The organism is Candidatus Methylomirabilota bacterium (genome assembly GCA_035709005.1).
In the GTDB taxonomy this organism is placed as follows: domain Bacteria; phylum Methylomirabilota; class Methylomirabilia; order Rokubacteriales; family CSP1-6; genus 40CM-4-69-5.
In genome coordinates this window covers 141647-162755 of the sequence record DASTFB010000132.1, presented here as the reverse complement: position 1 = coordinate 162755, position 21109 = coordinate 141647, and the positions used below count along the sequence as shown (strand labels likewise).

The window sequence follows — 21109 nt, the reverse complement described above, 5'->3', positions numbered from 1 at the left end:
ATGGCCGGGACAGGCTGTATGAAGTAGGCCATTCGGATTTTCCGATCGCGCCCAATGGCGTCCATGGAACGGACATACTTCTTGTACTGCTCGAGGGCCGCACCGATCCGCTTATTCTCATCCCATTCGGGCGGCAGCCAGAAGAGGCTTTCCACTGTCGTCCCCTTGTGCTTCTCCGCGCGGGCCTGATGGTCGAGCATCCGGCGCGCTGCTCGAACCGCCATGAATACTGCGTGAGAACGGGATGTGATGGGATTATTGCTCACTCTACCGACCAATCGGCCCAGAAACCAGCGGATGACGACCGCGTCGTAACGCTCCGTCGCCAGGGGGTTGACGAGTGCGAAATTGTTCGCAGGGTACTCGAAGCGCAACCCTCCCGCCACCGCCCCGACTTCGTTGAAGCCATCCAGTGTGATCAGGCCGTCGACCACATCGCTCCACAGGAGGAAGAGAATCGCCTGCTGCGGCTGTTTCCAAGCGCCATCTCCACCGTTCAACACCAGGAATGGCTTGCCGGTCGGGCTCAGATAGGACTCGTTGAGGATCGTCTCCAGATACCTGGGCCCATTCGGAACAATCTGCGCGAACTGCGCGGCCACGGAGCCGCCGGTCACCAGGATCACGAACCGGTCGGTCAGGCGCTCGGCCGGGAAATTCACACCGAACAGACCCACGTTGTTGATGTTAGGAAGACCACACGGCGGGTTCCGGTGGTGGACGAAACCGAGATAGGGGTGCGGAAAGAGGGAGTCGACGTACTGGCATCCGGACCCGCCGCGCGTCACCTCCTCGGTGTATCGGTTCGCCCCCCGGTGAAACCGCTCGCGAGCTGAGATATATCGGCCGTCTCGGGCCGACATGGCGATGATTGCGAGAACCTCCAGGGATGATAGGGCAATGCCGACCGCGACGGCGATCCCGGCCACGACGCGCGTAACCCGCCTCACAGGTCTACGTCAGGCTCAAACCGGAGAATTACCATCGCGCTCGAGCGGTATTGTAGCCCAGTTCTCCTGTCGCCTGGAATTCGTCCCGAGAATGATGCCTTCACATGCGGCGGACCCTGCAATTCCGACGAGGGATCCTCAGGAATACCGCGTCATTGCTGATCCGTGAAGATCGAGTTTCTGGGCCAGAAACCTGCGACGGTGGCCTGGCCAACCGAATTGAGATGCTTGTCATTGGCGAAGTAACACCGGTCTCGTCGACCTGCGACACATGGGAATGACGTCTGCCGTATCCTGCGATCGACGGCCTGCACGAGCCGGCCCAATCGATAGTTGACGTAGCCAATCGACCGCAACCGCTTGGTGGCCAGGCAGTAGAGATTCCGCTGGAATGGACAGCTCCGTCGAGTTGACGGGGTATCGGATATCCAACAGATCGTTGCCCACGTAGCTGATAGATGAAAATCGATGGATGAACGGCTTCAAATCGCCTTCGCGCCCTGAGTTCTGCCTAGATCACGCCTGTCCCACTGACTGCCCCGTCAATGAACCGCGCTTCCGGCAACGCGCGTCTCAAGCGGCTGCATGGGGCCGTCAAAGAGTTGCCCAATGATGATCAGAGTCCGCCGACCTTGTTCCGGGTCGTGCCGCGCTAGAACAGCGTGTAGATGAATGCTGCGACCGCGCTGCCCGGAGTGAGGACGATCAGGCATCCGAATACGAGGAAGCAACAGCATTGCATCAGGGGCAGAAAGCGCCCCTTCACGGCTTCTGGCTCAACGAGGCCAGGTACGCATCCACCACGTCCCCGGGCTTGCCCCGTTCGCGGACGACTCCTCGGTCGAGCCACACGGCGTCCCCGCACCACGACCGGACGACGTCCAGATCATGGCTCACGAAGACGATGGTCTTGCCCACCTCCTTGAAACGGTTCATCCGGCTCATGCACTTCTGCGTGAACGGCTGATCGCCGACGGCCAGGATCTCGTCTATGAGCAGGATGTCGGGATCCACGTGCACGGCGATGGAAAACCCCAATCGCATGTACATGCCGGACGAGTAGGTCCGGACGGGTTCGTCGATGCAGTCGGCGAGCTCGGCGAACGCGACGATCTCGTCGAACCGCGCCCGGATTTCCTTCTTGGTCAGCCCGAGAATGGTTCCGTTGATGACGACGTTCTCCCGGCCGGTGAGCTCGGGATGAAAGCCCGCCCCCAACTCGACCAGAGACGCCACCGTCCCGCGCACGGTGACTGTTCCGGCGTCCGGCTTGAGCACCCGGTTGACCAGCTTGAGCAGCGTGCTTTTGCCGGAGCCGTTGCGACCGATGATGCCGAGCGTCGTGCCCGAATCGACGTCGAGACTCACGCCTCGCAGCGCCCAGATGGCGTCCGCGTCGAGGCGCCGACGCGACCAGAGGTCGCGCAGCAGGTACGACTTCAGAGTGCTCGCCGTCGGCCGGTGCGAATGACGCCAGTACCGTTTGGACACCTCGCGAAGCTCGATGGCGGTGTCGCGCTCCCCCACGTCAGACCTCTTCAGCGAAACTGTCCTTGCGTGAATCGAACACCGCCATGCCCGCCGCCAGCACGAGCCACGACCCCACGGCCAGCGCCGCCAGCCGCTCCGGCGAGGGCACGCGGCCGAAGAACAAAACGTCCTGGTAGGCCATGATGAGGTAGCTGAGCGGGTTGACGTCGAGCAGGATCCGATACCGCTCGGGAACCATGGTGGCCGGATAGAAGATGGGCGTGGCGAAGAAAAACGCGGTCATCAGATTCGGCACGATGTAGAACAGATCCCGGAACTGGACGACCAGCGCCGAAACGGCCAGCGCGATCCCGTACGTGAACAGCACCTGCAGGCCCACGATGACCGGCAAGATCAGCAGGCTCCAGGAGGGGGTCAGCCCGGCCCACAGGAGGAAGCCGAACAGGATGGGCAGGCTGGCGACGAAGTGGAACATGTTCGAGCCCAGGGGAACCAGGGGGAAGACCTCAGAGGGCAGGTACACCTTCCGAATCAGCCCGCCGTTGCTGGTGATGGCCAGCGTCGCCTCGTTCACGCTCGAGGAGAACCACAGCCACGGGAAGATCCCGCTGAGCAGAAATGCCGGATAGTTGGGCATGTCGACCCGGAGATAGACCGAGAACACCAGCACGTAGAGCGCCATGAGGATGAGCGGGTTAACGAAGGACCACAGGAAGCCGAGCACCGTTCCCCGATAGCGCGCTTTCAGCTCGCGCCGGATCAGCACCTCGACGAGGACCCGGTAGCGGTAGAGCTCCCGGGTCCGTTCCATGACTCGATACACGAGCCCGTGCAGCAGCCCCGAGTCGGATCGGGCCGGATTCGCGTCCAGACCGACGGCGCGCGCCCCGCTCACGTTTCTCGACGCCGGCAGCGGGCCCGCCAGTAGTCGAGGACGTCCCGGAGCGTTTGCTCGAACGGAATCTTCGGCGCCCAACCGACGGCCCGCTTGATCTTGGTGGCGTCGCCCACCAGCATGGGGACATCCGAGGGGCGAAGCCGGGCGGGGTCTTCCCGGACGGCGATGGCGCGCCCCTTCGACTGCGCCAGCAGGAAGTCGAGCACCTCCTGGATCGCCCAGGCCCGCCCCGAGCACAGATTGTAGACCTCGCCCGGTGCACCGTCCTTCAACAGCTGCCAGTAGCCGGCGATGACGTCCCGGACGTCGGTGTAATCCCGGCGGGCGGCCAGGTTGCCCACGAAGATCACCGGCTCCCGTTGACCGGCCTCGATCTCCGCGATCTGCCGCGCGAAGTTCGATGTCACGAAGACGTCCCCGCGACGGGGCCCCTCGTGGTTGAAGGCACGGGCGCGCACGATGGGCAGCCCGTAGCTCTTGAAGTACTGATACCCCATGAGGTCCTGCGTGACCTTGCTCACCGCGTAGGGCGAGAGCGGCCGCAAGGGATTCGTCTCCTTGATGGGCATCTCGTCGGCGTGGACGAGTCCATATTCCTCGCTCGACCCGATCACCAGGAACCGCGGCGGTGTGCCCTTACGCGCCAGAATCGCTTCGAGCAGATTGATCTGGCTGATCACATTCGTGGTGATGGTCTCGGCGGGCGCGTGCCAGGAGGTGGCGACGTAGCTCTGGGCGGCGAGGTGGATGACGAAATCCGGCTGCGCCACACCCAGGAGGTGGTGGACCGAGGACAGATCGCGCAGATCGCACTCGATGAGCCGGACCCGGCCCTGGAGGTGGTCGATGTTCTCGGTCTTGCTCCGCCAGCGGCAGGAGCCGTACACCTCGGCCCCCAACTCCAGCGCCAGCTCGGCGAAGTAGCTGCCGACGAATCCGGTGATGCCGGTGATCAAGATGCGCACGAGTCGATTATCTCCGTGCCGGGGACCGTTTCAAAGGACAACAAAGGGAACCGCGATCGGCGGGGAGAACGCCGGGCCTACTCCCCGATCACCTGCACCGTGATCTCCCGCTTCCGCGGACCGTCGAGCTCGGCGAGGATGATGGACTGGAAGCGCCCGAGCACCAGCTCGCCGTTGCTGATGCCCACGGCCACGCTGCGTCCCAGCAGGGCCGCCCGCAGATGCGAGTGCCCGTTGCCCCGCTCGCAGTCGGAGTAGCGAGGGTCGTCGTGACGGTAGCCCCCGCGCTCGGGCACCAACCGCTCCAGCATGCGCTTGACGTCGTCCATCAGGGCTGCCTGGTACTCGTTGACGAACAGCGCGCAGGTCGTGTGCAGGGTGTTGACGAGGGCGATGCCGTTCGTCACCGCGAACTGGTGAACGGCGTCGCGGACGTCCTTGGTGATATCGGAGACCTCGGTGCGCTCATCGCTGGTCAACGTGACGGAGGCGGTGAACGTCTTCATGTTGCGTACGATAGCGACACGCCTCGTAAAAAGTCAACATCCCTGTGGAAAAGATTACATCGTTGACACCTATGGCGTTCTACGCCGTGCGGGGGTCCAGAAGATCCCTGAGGCCGTCACCGAGCAGGTTCAGGCCCAGCACGGTCACGGCGATGGCGGCGCCGGGAAAGACCGCGAAGGAGGGGCTCAACGACAGGAAGTTCTGTGCTTCCTTGAGCATCAGTCCCCAGGAGGGGTGCGGCGGCTGGGTGCCGAGCCCCAGATAGGCCAGCGCCGCTTCCGCCAGGACCGCCACCGGGAAGCTCGTGGTGGCCTGCACGAGCAGGGGCGCCAGCGTGTTGGGCAGGACGTGGCGCGCGATGAGGCGGGGGTCCCCCGCTCCCAGGGCCCGGGCGGCCAGGACGAACTCCCGCTCCCGCAGGGCGAGGAAGCTGCTGCGCGTCAGGCGGGCGAAGGCCGGCACGAAGGCCAGGCCGATCGCCACCATGCTGAGGCCGACGCCCGGCGAGAAGATCGCGGCAAACATCAGCGCGGACAGGATCGCCGGGAACCCCTGCACGGCGTCCATGAGTCGCATGAGGCCTTCGTCCGGCCAGCCTCCGACCCAGCCGCTGATGGTTCCGATCAGCACGCCGAGCCCGAGGCCGATGCCTACGGCGATGACGCCCACCGAGATCGAGCCGACGGCCCCCACCATCACCCGGGACAGGACGTCCCGCCCGTACTGATCGGTGCCGAAAGGGTGGGCGGCCGACGGCGCCTGGAGCCGGTCGCCGATCGACATGGCCAGCGGATCGGCCGGCGTCCACAGCGCGCTGAGCGCTGCGGTCGCCAGCAGCAGCCCGGTGATGACGAGCCCGACCATGAAGCTGACATGCCTGACCGGGCGCCGGCTCACGAGCCGCCTACTCGTACCGGATTCGCGGATCAAGCAGCCCGTAGGCCAGATCCACGAGGAAGTTGACCAGCACGATCGTCCCCGCCACGAAGACCGTCACCCCCTGCACCAGGGGCAGATCACGCGCGGCGATGGCGCCGAGCGCCAGTCGTCCGAGGCCGGGCAACGCGAACACGGTTTCCAGGACGATGGAGCCGGCCAGCAGGTGCCCGAGCTGGAACCCGGCCACGGTGACCACCGGAATGAGCGCATTGCGGAACGCGTGCTTGCCGATCACCGAAACCTCGGGAACGCCCTTGGCCCGCGCTGTGCGGACGTATTCCTCGCCGAGGACGTCGAGGACGGCCGACCGGGTGGCCCGGATGAGCACCGCCGCCTGGAAGACGCCCAGGGCGATCGCGGGAAGGAGCAGCGAGCGCAGTCCCGCGCCCAGCCCCTGCCTCCAGCCCTCGAAGCCGCCGGACTGCAGCCACCCCAGGCGCACCGAGAACAGGAGGATGAGCAGCAACCCCAGCCAGAATGCCGGGATGGCGATCCCCAGCTGGGACAGGACCATGGTCACGTAATCGCCCGCGTGGCGGTGCCGCGTGGCGGCATACAGGCCCAGCGGGACGGCGATCACGATCATGAAGGCTGCGGCCATGAGCGTCAGCGGCACCGTGACGGGCAGTCGGCTCACGATCAGGCGGGTCACCGGCAGGTCGTACTGGATGGAGACGCCCAGGTCGCCGTGGAGAGCCCGCCCGGCCCAGTCGACGTACTGCGCGGCCAGGGGCCGGTTCAGTCCCAGGGCCTCGCGGAGGCGAGCGACGGCTTCCGGGCTGCCCTCGGTCCCCATGATGAGCTGGGCGGGGTCCCCCGGCAGCACGCGGATGACCACGAAGACCAGGACCGAGACGAAGAAAAGCGTGGCGACGAACGCCGCGCCCCGCCTCAGCAGGTGGCGGCGCACGGCTCAGGCCGGCGCTACTTCGTCGGCGCCCACGACACTTCCGAGAGGTCCCCCGAAAGGGCGGGCAGATCCTGCCAGAGCCCCTGCAGCCCCTTCCTGGCCACGGCCAGGCGCGGGTGCATGTAGAGGAAGACCACCGGGGCGTCCTCCACCAGCCGCCTCTGCATCTGGACGTAGAGCGCACGGCGCGCTTTGTCGTCCACCGTGGCCTGCGACTTCCGGTAGAGCTCCTGGAGCTCCGGGCTGTCGTACCGGAAGTAGTATTTCGGATTGGCGTAGTTGCCGAGGTCCCAGGACTCGGCGTGCCCGATGATCGTCAGGTCGTACTCGGGGGTGGTACAGGGGGGCCGACAGTACACTCGCGCCAGCCACTGGCCCCATTCGATCTGCTCGATGCGCACGCGCACGCCGACCCTGCTCAGCTGGTGAGCGATGATCTCGCCGGTCCGCACGGTGTAGGGGTACTGCGGGCTCACCTTCAGTACGGCCTCGAAGCCGTTGGGGTACCCCGCCTCGGCCAGAAGCTTCCGGGCTTTGGCCTGATCGTAGGGCAACGCCCCCGCCAGGTCGACGTAGTAGGGGTTCAGCGGGTCGACGTTGCTGCCGAGGATCTTGCCCATCCCGAACATGGCCCCCTCGAGCACCTCGCGCTTGTCGATGGCGTGCGTGATCGCCCGACGCACCCGCGCATCCGTGTAGGGCTTGCGCAGGTTGTTCATGGCCATGATCACGTCGTTGGTGGTGTCGCCCACGATCACGGTGAAGCGCCCATCCTTCCTGAGGCCGGTGACGTGCTCGGGCCCCAGCCCGAACAGCGAGGCATCGATGTCCCCGGCCTTGAGGCCGGCCAGCGCCGCGTTGGGATCGGCGATGAAGCGCCAGGTCACGCGCTCGATTCGGGGCAACCCGGCGACGTGATAGTCCGGGTTGCGCCGGAAGACGATGCGGTCGCCCCTCACCCACTCGGCCAGGACGTACGGGCCCGTCCCCACGGGCGCGCTCTTGAGCGTCTCTACCGCCTCCCGCGGATAGATGACGGAGCCCTGTCGGGCCAGGTTGAGGAGGAAGTCGGGGTTGGGCTGCGTCAGGATGAACGTGATGGTGGCGTCGTCCTTGACGGTGATCTCCTGGATGCTCGCGTAATGCTCCCGATGGGGGTGCCTGGTCTCGGGGTTCCTCGCCCGCTCGATGGCGAACTTGACGTCGGCGGCCTTGAGCTCGCGCCCGTTGTGGAACTTGACCCCCCGCTTGAGGAAGAAGGTGTACACGCGGCCGTCGGCGGTGTGCCATCGCTCGGCCAGCCAGGGCACGAGCTTGCCGTGGCGATCGACCTTCACCAGGCACTCCTGGACGTTGTAGTGGACGACGGCGGCGGTGGCCGACGCCGGCGTCGCCGTCAGATCGAGCCCGGGGGGCTCGGTCGTCACCTGGACGGTGAGGTCGGTGGGGGCGGCGGCCCCGACGATGGCGAGGGTGAGCCCCAGGCCGACCAGCGCGAGGGACAGCGGCGATCGCATCACCGTGAAGGTGCCCGGAAGTACTCGAGCGTCCGGCGGAAGCCTTCGTCGAAGCCCACGACCGGCATGTAGCCAAGCATCCGTTTGGCCTTGTCGATATCGGCCAGGGTGTGGCGGACGTCACCCGGCCGCGCCGGACCGTGGCGCCGCTCGAGCCGCCGCCCCAGCAGCGTCTCCAGCCGGGCCGCGATATCGAGCAGGCTGACGCGGGCGCCGCAGCCGACGTTGAAGACCTCGCCACCGACGCCGTCGGCGTGAGCGGCCATCACGTTGGCGTCCACCACGTTGTCGACGTAGGTGAAGTCCCGCGACTGCTCGCCATCGCCGTGCACTTGCAACGGCTCGCCCCGAAGCCCCCACAGGATGAAGCGGGGGATCACCGCCGCGTATTCGGACGCCGGGTCCTGACGGGGGCCGAAGACGTTGAAGTAGCGCAGGCCCACCGTCTCCAGCCCGAACAGGCGGTGCCACACGGCGGCGTACTGCTCGCCGGCCGTCTTCGAGACCGCATACGGCGAGATCGGCGCCGGCGGCTGGTCCTCGCGCTTGGGCAGGTCGGGACGGTCCCCGTAGACCGAGGAAGACGAGGCATAGACCACGCGCCGCACGCCGGTCCGCCGGGCGGCCTCGAGCACGTTGAGCGTGCCGGTGACGTTGTGCTCGTTGGCCCCCAGCGGATCCTCGACCGAGCGCGGCACCGACCGCATGGCGGCCTGATGGAAGACGAGACTGACGCCGGCCAGGGCGCTGGCCACGGTCTGGCCACTGCGGATATCGCCCTCGGTCACCTCGAGCGCCGCGCCGTAGCGCGCGGCGAAGGGCAGGTTGGCGCGGCTTCCTGTCGAAAAGTTGTCGAGGACGCGCACGGCGTGGCCGCCGGCGAGGAGTCGTTCGACGAGGTGCGAGCCGATGAACCCGGCGCCCCCCGTGACGAGAACCCGAGATTTCACCGGCAGATTGTAGCATTCCGGCGCATCGGACCGGATTCAGGCGATGGTGGCGGCGCCCAGGCCACGGCCGGGCTGACGGTACTCCTCGCGGGGTGGTGCGAAAATGTCCAGCACGACGCAACGTCGCGCCAGCGTGCGGCCCCCGTGCGACACGTTCGGGGGTGTCTGCCAGAAGTCACCCGCCTTCACGTGGTGCTCGACGCCGTCCTGGACGCGAATCCACTCGCCCTCGAGGCAGAAGCCCCACTGCTCGTTGGAATGCGAGTGCACCGGCGACACCGAGTTGGGCTCCAACGTGACGATGGAGAGCATCGCATGGACGCCGGGAAAGATGCGCGCCGTGATTCCCGGCGCCAGCTCGCGCGTGATCCCACCGCTGCCGACGTTGTGGAAGCATCCTGCCTCGCTCATCAGCCGACCTCCTGTTGAAAGTCCACGCCTGACGCGCTTAGACTACCCGCTCAGCCCCACGCGATGAAAGACAGCAAGCCGCAGTACGAGGTCATCGTCGTCAAGAACGTGATGGTTCCCATGCGCGACGGCGTTCATCTCGCCGCCGACGTCTATCGGCCCGCGCGCGGCGGCGCCTTCGTCGACACGCCGTTGCCGACCCTGCTCGAGCGCACGCCCTACTCCAAAGACGCTCCGGACCGCGTGGAAGCCAATGGCCTCTGGTACGCGGAGCGTGGATACGTCGTCGTTCTCCAGGATGTCCGTGGACGCTACCGCTCGGAGGGCAGCTTCACCTTCCTCACCCAGGAGCCCGAGGACGGCTACGACACCGTCGAGTGGATCGCGCGTCAGCCCTGGTGCAACGGCAAGGTGGGCACGTTCGGCCTCTCGTACGCCGGGTGGACCCAGGTGACGGCGGCCGCGTTGAATCCACCCCACCTCGCCGCCATGTGGGTCGACGAGGCGGGCTCCAATGCCCGGACCTCCACGGTGCGGCACAACGGCGCCTTCGAGATGCGCTTCCTGTGCTGGGCGTTCTGGCAGGGGGCCAAGTCCCGCGAAGCCAAGGCCGACCCGGTGCTGGAGCGCGCGCTGGGTTCGGTCAACGTGCGCGAATGGCTCACCCGGATGCCGCTCAAGCGGGGGGCCTCTCCGCTGGCGCTGCTCCCGGCTTACGAGGCATGGGCGTTCGCCATCGCCACCCACGGCGACGACGACAACTTCTGGGCGCAGCCCGGCTTCAACCTCGAGCGGCACTGGGACCGCTTCGCCGACTGTCCGATGATGTTCCTCTCCGGCTGGTACGATTCCTATACCCGGGCCAACCTCGAGAACTTCGTGGGGCTGAGGAACCGCAAGCGCGGGCCGGTGCAGGCCATCATGGGACCGTGGACGCACGGCGTACGCCAACTCGCGCTGAGCAACGCCGGCGACGTGGAGTTCGGCCCCACGGCGCCGTTCGACCACAACGAGGAGCGCCTGGCCTTCTTCGACCGGGCGCTGAAGGGCGAGCCCGACGGGGGGCCGCCGCTGCGTCTGTTCGTCATGGGCGGCGGCTCCGGGCGACGAACGCCCTCGGGTCGTCTCGACCACGGGGGGCAGTGGCGCGAGGAGCGGGAGTGGCCACTGCCGCGCACGCGGTTCACCGAATACTACCTGCACACAGGCGGCCGGCTCGCCTCGACCCGGCCGACCGCGGCCGAGGCCGTCAGCCGCTTCGTGTTCGATCCGCGGCACCCCGTGCCGACCGTCGGCGGCAACATGTCGTCGCTCGTCGGGCTCATGCCCCGGCCCGCGGGCGCGCCCGACATCCCCGCCGAGGAGCGAGAGCGCGACATGATCGGTATCCCCGGCGCCTTCGATCAGCGGGAGGATCCACGGTTCCTGGGGTCGGCGCCTCCGTACCTGCCGCTGGCCTCGCGCCCCGACGTGCTGGTCTGGCAGAGCGAGCCGCTGGCCCGAGACGTGGAGGTTACCGGCCCCGTCACGGTCGTCCTCTGGGTCTCCTCGGACGCCCCCGACACCGACGTGACGGCGAAGCTCATCGACGTCCACCCCCCCAGCGCCGATTATCCCTTCGGCTTCGCCATGAACCTCACCGACTCGATCCTGCGCTTGCGTTATCGCAGTGGCGGCCGCCCGGAGCCGCTGACGCCAGGCACGCCGACCCGGTGCGTGTTCTCGCTCTACCCCACGGCGAATCGTTTCCGGGCCGGACACCGCATCCGGCTGGACATCTCGTCCTCGAACTACCCGCGCTTCGACGTCAATCCCAATACCGGCGACCCGCTGTGGGCCAGCCCGACGATGCGAGTGGCCGTGAACACCATTCACCACGATGCCGAGCGCCCCTCGCACATCGTCCTGCCCCTGATCGAGACCTGAGGAGACGAGCCATGCCGTCTTCCGCCTTCGCCAACGCTGATTTCAAGGTGTTCGACGTGAAGGGCTTTCAGCCCCGGATGCAGGAGCTCCGGACCCGGATCCGGCCCAAGCTGGAAACGCTGGGCCACAGCCTGGCCCCGGCCATTCAGCACACCACCGGGGAGGCGACGTTCGCCCACGTGGCCAAGCACGCCCGGCGCACGGTCAATCCCCCGGACGACACCTGGGTCGCCTTCGGTGGCAACGAGCGCGGCTACAAGAAGTCTCCGCACTTCAAGGTCGCCATCTCTCGCAACGCGGTGCGCTTCCTCTTCGAGGTCGGCCCCGAGCACGACGACAAGCGGCGGTGGACAGCCGCCTGGCTGCGGAATGCGCCGAAGCTGGGACCCGTCCTCCGCCGGGTGAAGGGCCTCGGCTGGTTCAAGAACGAGCACGACGAAGATCCGGCGGCGATGCTGGCCGACCTGGGCCAGGAGCAGCTGGTCGAGCTCATCGACGAGCTCACGCGCACCCGGGACGGTCAGTTCGTGATCGGCCGGGCCGTAACCGCTGCCGAGGCGGCGCGCTGGACCGACGCCCGGTACCGGGAAGCGGCGCTGGAAACCTTCCGCGCCCTGGCCCCGCTCTATCGCCTCCGCTAAGCACGGCGTCGCCGCTGTGGTGTTCGACATGGACGGCGTCCTCGTCGACTCGGGCGCCTTCCATCGGGCGGCCTGGGGAGCCCTGCTCGAGGAGCTGGGCGTGCCTCCGCCCCCGGAGTTCTGGCGACGGACCATCGGCCGCCCGGCTCACGAAGCAATCGCCTGGCTGCTCGGTGGCGACCTGACGGCCGCTCAGGCGCGTGACCTGTCTCGGCGTAAGCACGAGTACTACGTTCGCCTCTCTGGTACCGCGCCGCCAGCGATTCCGGGCGCGCTGGCGTTCGTGGATGAGCTATACCGTCGCGGGGTGCCCGTGGGCGTCGCCACGTCGGCGCGCCGGGCCGATGCCACCCGTCTCCTCGGCGTACTCGGTCTCCTCTCTCGCTTCGGCGTCATCGTGACGGCGGAGGATGTGGCACGCGGCAAACCGGACCCCGAGGTCTATCTGCTGGCCGCCCATGGCCTCGCCGTATCCCCGGTCCACTGCCTGGTCTTCGAGGACTCCACCGTGGGTGTCGAGGCAGCGCGCCGAGCGGGCATGCGAGTGATCGGTGTCACGACCGCCCACACGGAAACGGAGCTGCTCGGCGCCGGGGCCGAACGCGTCATCGCGAACTTCGAAGTCTGCTCATGGCCCCTGTGAGCGCACCGGTCAGCGCTTCGGAATTCTGGGAGGCGCTCTACGCCGACCACCACGACGGGTGGGAGTTGGGCGGTCCCCATCCCTCGCTCGTGGACCTCGTCGAGCGGACGCCACCGCCCCGCGGACGGGTGGCGGTCCCGGGATGCGGGCGTGGCCACGACGCTCGCTTCCTGGCCCGACACGGTTACGAGACAGTGGGCTTCGACTTCGCCAAGGCGGCCATCACGGAGGCCCGCCGGCTGGCGCGGCAGGCGGGTGTCGCGGTCACCTTCGAGCAGCGCGATCTCTTCAGCCTGCCGACCGAGTGCGCGGAGGCCTTCGACGGGATCTGGGAGTACACGTGCTTCTGCGCCATCGATCCCGGCCGGCGGAGCGAGTACGTACGCGCGATGGCCGCCATTCTCAAGCCCGGCGGCTGGTTCTGGGCCTGCTTCTTCCCCATTCGGGCTTCGGGCGGCGGACCACCGTTCCCCGTCAGCCAACCCGAAATCCGCCGGCGCCTGGCCCGCGCGTTTCGCATCGCGTGGGAAGGGCCACCGGCCCGCCCCGTCGCAGCCCGCGCGGCCCAGGAATGGATGGTCCACGCCGTGAAGCAGCGCCCGGCCTGAGGCTTGGACGGCTCCAGGCGGCATGTTAACGTTACGGGCACTTTCAGCCCGGGGAGGCCCCGCATGAAATCATTGCGCGTACCGTCGGCGCTGGTGATGGCTGCCGCTTTCGTAACGCTGGCCGTCATGCCGTGGCCGCAGGCCCACGGCCAGGGCAAGACCATCAAGGTCGGAGTCCTCTACGATCACACGGGCCCCTTCTCGGCGGCCGGCTCGCTCAACTGCTGGCGGGGCGCCAAGATGATCATCGACTACGTCAACGAGCGGGGCGGCGTCCTCGGCAAGTACAGGATCGTGCAGGTGGACGGCGACAGCCAATCCAAGGCCGAAGTGGCCATCAACGAGGCCGAGCGTCTCCTCAACGCCGAGAAGGTCGACATCCTGGCCGGCGTGTACTCCAGCGCCCACGCGGTGCCGCTGGCCGAGAAGGTGGACCGCCAGAAGAAGTTCCTCTGGATCACGACGGCCATTTCCTCCAAGGTCTTCGACGGCCGCAATCTGCAATACACCTTCCGGCCGCAGCCGACCGGCACCCAGTTCGGCGAGCTGTCGATGCAGTACATCGTCGAGCATGCGCAGAGCCGGCTGGGCAAGGACCCCAAGGCCCTTCGCGTCGCCGTCATCTACGAGGACGGCCCGTACGGCGCCGACGTGGCGCTGGGCAACGAGACCCGCGCCAAGGAGCGCGGGGTCAATCTGGTGCTCAAGGAAGGCTACTCGGCCAGCGCCCCCGATCTGTCCGCGCTGGTCACGAAGCTCCGGGCCTCCCGGCCGGACGTCCTGTTCCACACGGGCTACAACCCTGACATCTCGCTGTTCCTGCGCCAGGCCAAGGAGCAGGGGCTGCGGGTGAAGGCCTACATCGGTCACGGCGCCGGCCACAGTCAGCTCGACAAGCTCAAGGAGGCGTTCGGCAAGGACGTGGAGTTCTTCCACACGGTCGACCCCATCGCCTCGCAGCTCATCGACGCCAAGAAGCTCAAGCCCGGTGTCGGCAACCTGACCGCGGAGATGGTGCGGCGCTTCCAGGCCCAATTCGACAAGGACATCCCGGTGGGGGCCATCGCCCCGCACGTGTCGATGGGCTTCAACAACCTGTGGATCCTGTTCAACGACGTCCTGCCCCGCGCCATCCAGAAGCACGGGGGCTGGACGCCCGAGGCCCTCGCCGCGGCCGCCCGCGACACCGACATTCCCGAAGGTGGGACGATGCAAGGGTACGGCGTGAAGTTCTACCCGCCCGGACACCGCTTCGCCGGCCAGAACGAGCGCGCCTACCCCGCGGTCTTCCAGGTGATCGAGAGCAAGTTCGCCCTCGTCTATCCCACGAGCGTGGCCACGGCGAAGGCGGTGCTGCCCCTGCCGCCCTCGTCACCGTTTGCCGCGCGGTAGGACACCGACCCGCTCCGCCCGGGCGACCAGCGTCGCCTGGGCGGCCGAGGACGGCGCTCCGTCGTGCTGAGCGTGAGCGGCCTCAGCAAGCGGTTCGGCGGCTTCACCGCGCTCAACGGCGTGAGCTTCGAGGTCGCCGAGGGAGAGATCCTCGGTCTCATCGGGCCCAACGGCTCCGGCAAGACCACCGCCTTCAACTGCATCTCGGGCGCGCTCACCCCGACGAGCGGATCCATCCGCTTCCAGGGCGAGGAGCTGGCCGGCCTCACTCCGGACGCCGTGTGCCACCGCGGCCTGGCCCGGACGTTCCAGATCCCCCGGCCCTTTCGCAAGCTCTCCATCCTGGAGAACGTCGCCGTCGCCGCGCACTTCGGGACGAACCGCCGCGACGGGCGGGCCCAGGCCGGGGCGCAGGCCCGCCGCGTCCTCGAGCTGGTCGGGTTGCCCTCCGATCCCGAGGCGACACCGGCGATGCTCGGGGCGGGAGGCCTCAAGAAGCTGGAGCTGGCGCGGGCCCTGGCCACGCAGCCACGCCTGCTGCTCGCCGACGAGAGCCTGGGCGGGCTCGACCCGGCCGAGATGAGCGCGGCCGCCGAGATGCTGCGCCGCGTCCGCGGCGAGCTGGGGATCACGATCGTCTGGATCGAGCACATCATGGCCACCCTCATGCGGGTGGTAGACCGCGTCGTCGTCCTCGATCACGGCGAGAAGATCGCCGAAGGCCGGCCCGCCGCAGTGGCGGAAGACCCGCGGGTGATCGAGGCCTATCTGGGCGAAAAGATCGCGCTGGCCTGAGCATGCTCGAGCTCAAGGGCGTGACGGCGGGGTACGGGCAGTTCACGGCGCTGTGGGACGTGAACCTCACGGTGGCCCGGGGCGAGGCCGTCGCCGTCGTGGGCCCCAACGGGGCGGGCAAGACGACGCTGCTGCGGGTGATCTCCGGCGTCATCGCCCCCCGCCAGGGCAGCCTGGTCTTCGAGGGCCGGCCGCTGACGGGCCGGCCGGCCTACGAGATGGTGGCCCAGGGCGTCGCCCACGTGCCGGAGGGGCGCCGGCTCTTCCCCAGGCTCACCGTGGCCGACAATCTGAAGATGGGCGCCTTCCTGCCCTCGGCCCGGCGGGACTATCGAGAGAGCCTGGAGCGCGTGTACGGGCTGTTCCCCGTGCTGGCCGAGCGTGAGAGCCAGCGCGCGGGAAGCCTGAGCGGCGGCGAGCAGCAGATGCTGGCGATCGGGCGGGCCCTCATGTCCCGGCCGCGACTGATTCTCTTCGACGAGCCCTCCATGGGGCTGGCCCCGGTTCTGGTCCTGCGGCTCTTCGACCTGATCCGTCGGGTGCGCGCCGAGGGCTACACCATCCTCATCGTCGAGCAGAACGTCCGTCAGGTCCTGAAGCTCGTGGATCGGGCCTACCTGCTGGAGGTCGGCCGGATCCGAACGGAGGGACGCGCCGAGGCGCTGAGCGAGCAGGATTTCGTGCGGAAGGCGTACGTGGGCCTGTGATCGATCCCGTCTTTCTGCTGGAGGCAGCCATCAACGGGCTGTTGCTGGGCGGCGTCCTGGCGCTTCTCGCCCTGGGACTGAATCTCATCTTCGGCGTGCTGGACATCGTCTGGATTGCCTACGTGGACCTGGTCATGCTGTGCATGTACCTGGTCTATTTCCTGGTGATGGGCTACGGCTGGCCGGTGTGGCTGGCCGGCGTGGCGGGGCTGGCCTTCGGCGCGCTGCTGGGGATCGGCGTCCATCTGCTCATCATCACGCCCATCCTCTCCAGCCCGCCCGTGAATCAACTGCTGGCCACCGGGGGGCTACTGTTCTTCATCCAGTCTCTCGCCACGTTCCTGTGGACCACCGACCACCGCTCGGTGCGCCTGGCGCTTCCCATCATCGAGATCGGCACCATCTTCGTGTCGTTCGCCCGCCTGATCGCGTTCGTGCTGGCCATCGTCGCCATGGTGGGGCTCTATCTCTTTCTCACGCGCACCTTCATCGGAACGGCGATCCGGGCGGTAGCCCAGGACCGCGACGCCATGGCCTTGATGGGAGCGAATCCCCAGCGCATCTATCTGGTGACCTCCGCGGTGGGCGGCGCCATGGCCGGGCTGGCGGCCGTGCTCCTCAGCATCCAGTACTCCGTCCACCCACATTTCGGGGCCGCCTTCGGGCCCATCACCTTCATGATTTGCGTGCTGGGCGGGCTGGGCAACATGGTCGGGGCCTTCGTCGCCTCGTTCATACTGAGCGAGATCATCTCGGTGGGGGGCGTGGTCTGGTCGACCGAGATGGGCTACGTGATCGCGTTCGCCCTCTTCATCGTGGTGATGTTCATCCGGCCGGCGGGTATCCTGGCCCGCCGCGAGCGATGATCGGCCGCGCCGTCGCCGCCGCCCTGCTGGGCCTCCTCGCCCTGGCCCCCCTCGTGCCCCTGGGCGGCATGCGGCAGTACGTCCTGCACGTGGTCATCCAGATCTTCATCTGGTCGTTCATCGGCACCGCCTGGGCCCTCATGGGTCGCTTCGGCCTCGTCTCCCTGGGCCACGGCGCGTTCCTGGGCGTCGGCGCTTACACCAGCACGCTGCTCTGGAACTTTTTCGGTCTGACGCCGTGGGTCGGCTGGCTGCTCGCCGTCGCCCTGGCCGTGCTGCTGGCGCTGGTGGTCGCCTACCCCTGCTCCCGTTTTGGCATCGTCGGGCACTACTTCGCGCTGGTCACCCTGGCCGTCGGCGAGGTCGTCCGCCTGCTCATCATCGCCGAACGTGATTGGACGGGCGGCTCGCTCGGGCTCACGCTGCGGCCGGCGTCCTCCGAAGCGAGCCTGCTCGCCATCCAGTACGCGGACAAGCGGGTCTTCTACTACGCGACGCTGCTCGTATGGCTGGGCGGGCTGTGGGTCTGGACCCGACTCGATCGCTCGATGGCGCGGGCAGCGATGGAGGCGATCGGCGAGGACGAGACGGCCGCGGCGTCGGTGGGGATTCACGTCACCCGGTTCAAGCTCGGCGTCACCGCGTTGTCGGCGGCCCTGACCGCCCTGGGCGGCGTGGTGTACACGCAGTACATTACGTACGTGAATCCGGAGACCCTGGCCGGCATCGGCGTGTCTCTCCGCATCGTGTTCGCCGTGGTGCTGGGGGGGATGTACTCGCTGCTCGGACCCAGTATCGGCACGGCGCTGACCATCGCCCTGGCCGAATATCTCAGGATCGTCTTCGGCCTGCGCTTCATCGGCATGGCCGAGACGATCTACGGCCTGCTGCTGGTGCTTTTCATCATCTTCCTGCCGGCCGGCATCTACGGGACCCTGCGCGGACTGGTGGGCCGCGCGCGCGGGACGCCGGCCCGGGCGGCCGCCCGAGCGTGAGCGACTGGGGCGTGTTCCCGGAGCGCGAGCCGACCAAGGCGGCGCGGGACCTGGCCGCCCAGGTGGAGCGCGACGGCGGCCACGTCCTGGCCATCTATCAGGAGCCGGTGGGCGAGCACTGGCAGCTGTTCTGCCTGCTGCCGCGCGACAAGGTCGAGGCCAGCCCCTACCAGCGGGATCTGTCGCCGACCCACGTCAAGCGGTTGACCGAGTCCGTCAAGCGGCTCGACCGCTTCGTGGATCCCGTCGTGGCGCTGTCGCCACGGCCCGGGGTGTACTGGACGCCCAACGGCAACCATCGGCGGGCGGTGCTCGAGAAGCTCAAGGCCGCTCACGTCCCGGCGATCCTTGTCGTGGAGCCCGAGGTCGGCTATCAGATCTTGCCGCTGAACGTCGAGAAGGCCCACAACCTCAAGGAGAAGTCCCTCGAGGTGATCCGCATGTACCGCGAGCTGACCGAGAGCCAGCCCACCACGACCGAGGAGGACTGGGCCTTTCACTTCGAGTCGGCCCACTTCATCACGCTGGGGCTGCTCTACGAGCAGAACAAGCGCTTTGCCGGCGGGGCCTTCGCGCCGATCCTCCGGCGCGTGGACAAGTTCCTCAAGACGAGCCTGCGTCGGGGGCTGGACGAGCGGACCGCCCGGGCCGAGCTGGTCCAGTCGGCCGACGAGGCCCTCACCGCGGTGGTGGCCAGGATCAAGAAGCGCGGGATCAACCACCCCTACGTGAAGAACTACGTGCTGGCGCGGACGACGCCGCTCACCCGGGCCCGCAAGACCCTGCCATCGTTCGAGCAGACGTTTCGCAAGCTCACGGAGGCCCTGGCCGACTTCGACGTGAGCAAGGTACGCTACGAAGACGTCCAGCGTTCGGCCATCATGGCCATCCCCGCCGAGCCGGCATGACGGCGCCGGGACGCACGGCGCTGGTCACGGGCGGCACGGGAGCCCTCGGTCAGGCCGTCACGCGCCGGTTGCTGGCCGCCGGCGATACGGTGTGGGTTCCCTATGTGGTCGACGCCGAGCGTGAACGACTCCTGGCGGCCGTCGACACCGAGCAGGCCGGACGCCTGGTTCTCGAGCGTGTCGACGTGGCCGACGCGACAGCGCTCGGACGGTTCGTGAGCGGTGCCCGGGCTCGCCACGGCGGCATCGATGCGCTCATCACCCTAGTCGGCGGGTTCACCGGCGGCACTCTGCTCGAGACCGATCGGGCGAGCTGGGACCGGATGCTGGACCTCAACCTGACCACGGTGTTCACCGCCACCCGCGCCATCGTGCCCCACATGGTCGCGGCGGGCCGCGGACGCGTCGTCACGATCGGCTCACGCGCCGTCGTGCCGCCGGCGGGGGGCTTCATCGCCTACACGGTGGCCAAGGCCGCGGTGATCGCCTTCACCCAGGCGCTGGCCGAGGAGCTGCGGGGCACCCGCGTCACCGCCAACTGTGTCCTTCCCAGCACCATGGACACGCCGGCCAACCGGGCCGCCATGCCGACCAGCGACCGCAAGGGCTGGGTGTCCGTCGACAGCGTCGCCGCGGCGATCGCGTTCCTGGCCAGCGAGGACGCCGCTGAGGTCACCGGGGCTCTCGTCAGCGTATGAGCGTGTATCCCCACCAGCTCGAACGGCTGAGCGCGGTGCTGGAGCGCGAAGGGCTGGCCGCCCTGGTTGCCACCACCGCCGCCAACGTGCACTACCTCACCGGCTTCCGCAGCCTGATCGGGAGAGGTTCCCACGCGCCCTGCCTCGCCGTGTTCGCTCCCCGGGGCACCGCGCTTGTGGTGCCAGCCACGGACGTGCCCGCCATCGTCGCCGACGGGATCGCGGTCGAGCATCTGGTGTGCTTCGGGGAGCTTGCCGCGCGATATGCGGCTGACGGCACCGCCGGCAGCCGCGTGCGGAGCCTGATCGAGCGCGGGGTCGCCAGTCCGGCCGAGGGGCTCGCCCGGGCCCTGGAGGCGCTGGGCGCGCGAGGCCGTATCGGGCTCGACGAGGACGCGCTTACCCAACGGGCCTGGCAAGAAACTGTGGCCCGGCTCGACGCCCTCACCCTCGTCCCGGCAGCCGATCTGCTGCGGGCGGCGCGCCGCGTGAAGGGACCGTACGAGATCGATTGTCTGGCTCGAGGCCTGGGGATCGCCGAGGAGGCTGCGAACGCCGTGATCCAGTCGCTCAAGCCGGGCATGACGGAAAGTGAGGCCGTCGTCGCCTACGGCACGCAGGTGCTCAAGCGCGGAGCCGATCTCGTCGTGGTCTCGATCGCGTTTGGGGAGCGTACCTGGATCCCGGCCCCGGTCCCGACGGACCGGCCTCTACGTTCGGGCGACCTCGTCCGGCTTGATGTCGGCTGCATCTTCAAGGGCTACCACGCGCGCCTGGCCCGAATGGCGGTGATGGGGGAGCCGAGCGCGCGCCAGCAGGCCGCCTGCGACGTTGTGCAGGCCGGACTGGAGGCCGCGGTCGACGCCGTCGCCCCCGGGCACACGGCCGGGCGCGTGCACGACGCCGGCGTGGCCGCTGTGCGCGCCGCCGGGCTCGAGGGGTTCGGGGGATACCGCCTCGGACACGGGGCGGGGCTCGAGCCCTGCGAGAGCCCGGAGCTGACGGCGGGCGACACCACGCCGCTGGAACCCGGCGAGGTCCTTTGCGTAGAGCTGCCGTACTTCGAGATCGGCTGGGCGGGGGTGCACCTGCGCGACACCCTGCTCGTCACAACGCGGGGACGTCAGGTCATGAACCGCTCGACGCGGGCGCTGGTCCTTCTGGATTAAGAACATCGTTCAGTCGGTCGTTTTGTTCGGGCTTGCACTCGCGGCGGCGCTAACTGCACCTCACCGAGGCGCCGGTCGCCCACCGAATCTTGGAGCTGACCGCCCGCAGCTGAGGCTCGGCCCCATGGCCAAGAAGCCGAACGGGCACCACCCCCCGTGGGAGTCTGGCCTGGCAGGCACTGGCGTCGAGGGGATGCGGGCTCGATGTCCCCGCCGCGTAAAT

The 21109-nt window shown here is 68.1% G+C and carries 22 protein-coding genes; 12 read left to right on the top strand and 10 right to left on the bottom strand.

The annotated features are described in order from the left end of the window. The 10 genes from VFR64_22675 to VFR64_22630 all read right to left on the bottom strand — a co-directional run. Positions 1 to 929, bottom strand: a 929-nt coding sequence (locus tag VFR64_22675) for a hypothetical protein (GenBank protein HET9492539.1), incomplete at its 3' end; no start/stop codon positions are given. 783 nt (positions 930 to 1712) lie between these two features. After that, entirely contained in the window at positions 1713 to 2477 is a 765-nt protein-coding gene (locus tag VFR64_22670; protein HET9492538.1) for an ABC transporter ATP-binding protein, read from the bottom strand. 1 nt (position 2478) lies between these two features. After that, entirely contained in the window at positions 2479 to 3336 is an 858-nt protein-coding gene (locus VFR64_22665) for an ABC transporter permease (protein ID HET9492537.1), read from the bottom strand. Beyond that, on the bottom strand, positions 3333 to 4304 hold the full coding sequence (locus VFR64_22660) for a GDP-mannose 4,6-dehydratase (protein ID HET9492536.1): 972 nt from the start codon (positions 4302 to 4304) through the stop codon (positions 3333 to 3335). The genes VFR64_22665 and VFR64_22660 overlap by 4 nt, the downstream gene beginning before the upstream one ends. A gap of 77 nt (positions 4305 to 4381) precedes the next feature. Continuing rightward, positions 4382 to 4810, bottom strand: a complete 429-nt coding sequence (locus VFR64_22655; protein ID HET9492535.1) for a secondary thiamine-phosphate synthase enzyme YjbQ — start codon at positions 4808 to 4810, stop codon at positions 4382 to 4384. A 79-nt stretch (positions 4811 to 4889) separates the two neighbouring features. Next, the gene (locus VFR64_22650; GenBank protein ID HET9492534.1) at positions 4890 to 5708 is read right to left on the bottom strand and encodes an ABC transporter permease; all 819 of its coding nucleotides are present in this window, start codon (positions 5706 to 5708) and stop codon (positions 4890 to 4892) included. Positions 5709 to 5715: 7 nt separating this feature from the next. After that, on the bottom strand, positions 5716 to 6660 hold the full coding sequence (locus tag VFR64_22645; GenBank protein ID HET9492533.1) for an ABC transporter permease: 945 nt from the start codon (positions 6658 to 6660) through the stop codon (positions 5716 to 5718). Between the two features lie 14 nt (positions 6661 to 6674). Beyond that, the gene (locus VFR64_22640; GenBank protein HET9492532.1) at positions 6675 to 8177 is read right to left on the bottom strand and encodes an ABC transporter substrate-binding protein; all 1503 of its coding nucleotides are present in this window, start codon (positions 8175 to 8177) and stop codon (positions 6675 to 6677) included. After that, on the bottom strand, positions 8177 to 9127 hold the full coding sequence (locus VFR64_22635; GenBank protein ID HET9492531.1) for an SDR family oxidoreductase: 951 nt from the start codon (positions 9125 to 9127) through the stop codon (positions 8177 to 8179). Before VFR64_22635 ends, VFR64_22640 begins: the two co-directional genes overlap by 1 nt. A gap of 36 nt (positions 9128 to 9163) precedes the next feature. Further along, positions 9164 to 9538 carry a cupin domain-containing protein gene (locus VFR64_22630; protein ID HET9492530.1) on the bottom strand — a complete coding sequence of 125 codons (375 nt, stop codon included), beginning with the start codon at positions 9536 to 9538 and terminating at the stop codon, positions 9164 to 9166. Positions 9539 to 9601: 63 nt separating this feature from the next. On the opposite strand from VFR64_22630, the gene VFR64_22625 reads away from it, so the two are divergent. From VFR64_22625 to VFR64_22570, 12 genes are all read left to right on the top strand, one after another. Further along, positions 9602 to 11464 carry a CocE/NonD family hydrolase gene (locus VFR64_22625; protein ID HET9492529.1) on the top strand — a complete coding sequence of 621 codons (1863 nt, stop codon included), beginning with the start codon at positions 9602 to 9604 and terminating at the stop codon, positions 11462 to 11464. A gap of 11 nt (positions 11465 to 11475) precedes the next feature. Then, positions 11476 to 12105, top strand: coding sequence for a DUF1054 family protein (locus tag VFR64_22620; GenBank protein ID HET9492528.1), 630 nt, complete (start codon positions 11476 to 11478; stop codon positions 12103 to 12105). 16 nt (positions 12106 to 12121) lie between these two features. Next, positions 12122 to 12748 (top strand): HAD family phosphatase, encoded by a 627-nt coding sequence (locus VFR64_22615; protein HET9492527.1) that lies wholly within the window; start codon positions 12122 to 12124, stop codon positions 12746 to 12748. Further along, positions 12745 to 13356, top strand: coding sequence for a methyltransferase domain-containing protein (locus VFR64_22610; protein ID HET9492526.1), 612 nt, complete (start codon positions 12745 to 12747; stop codon positions 13354 to 13356). Before VFR64_22615 ends, VFR64_22610 begins: the two co-directional genes overlap by 4 nt. Positions 13357 to 13419: 63 nt before the next feature. Continuing rightward, positions 13420 to 14748, top strand: coding sequence for an ABC transporter substrate-binding protein (locus VFR64_22605; GenBank protein ID HET9492525.1), 1329 nt, complete (start codon positions 13420 to 13422; stop codon positions 14746 to 14748). Between the two features lie 63 nt (positions 14749 to 14811). Continuing rightward, the gene (locus VFR64_22600; protein HET9492524.1) at positions 14812 to 15543 is read left to right on the top strand and encodes an ABC transporter ATP-binding protein; all 732 of its coding nucleotides are present in this window, start codon (positions 14812 to 14814) and stop codon (positions 15541 to 15543) included. Between the two features lie 2 nt (positions 15544 to 15545). After that, positions 15546 to 16250, top strand: a complete 705-nt coding sequence (locus VFR64_22595) for an ABC transporter ATP-binding protein (GenBank protein ID HET9492523.1) — start codon at positions 15546 to 15548, stop codon at positions 16248 to 16250. Next, positions 16250 to 17116 carry a branched-chain amino acid ABC transporter permease gene (locus tag VFR64_22590; GenBank protein ID HET9492522.1) on the top strand — a complete coding sequence of 289 codons (867 nt, stop codon included), beginning with the start codon at positions 16250 to 16252 and terminating at the stop codon, positions 17114 to 17116. Before VFR64_22595 ends, VFR64_22590 begins: the two co-directional genes overlap by 1 nt. Next, a complete protein-coding gene (locus tag VFR64_22585) occupies positions 17113 to 18111 on the top strand; it encodes a branched-chain amino acid ABC transporter permease (GenBank protein HET9492521.1) in 999 nt (332 codons plus the stop codon). Before VFR64_22590 ends, VFR64_22585 begins: the two co-directional genes overlap by 4 nt. Then, positions 18108 to 19019 (top strand): ParB/RepB/Spo0J family partition protein, encoded by a 912-nt coding sequence (locus VFR64_22580; protein ID HET9492520.1) that lies wholly within the window; start codon positions 18108 to 18110, stop codon positions 19017 to 19019. The genes VFR64_22585 and VFR64_22580 overlap by 4 nt, the downstream gene beginning before the upstream one ends. Further along, positions 19016 to 19717, top strand: coding sequence for an SDR family NAD(P)-dependent oxidoreductase (locus tag VFR64_22575; protein ID HET9492519.1), 702 nt, complete (start codon positions 19016 to 19018; stop codon positions 19715 to 19717). The genes VFR64_22580 and VFR64_22575 overlap by 4 nt, the downstream gene beginning before the upstream one ends. Further along, positions 19714 to 20886 carry a Xaa-Pro peptidase family protein gene (locus VFR64_22570; protein ID HET9492518.1) on the top strand — a complete coding sequence of 391 codons (1173 nt, stop codon included), beginning with the start codon at positions 19714 to 19716 and terminating at the stop codon, positions 20884 to 20886. Before VFR64_22575 ends, VFR64_22570 begins: the two co-directional genes overlap by 4 nt. Positions 20887 to 21109: the final 223 nt, after the last annotated feature.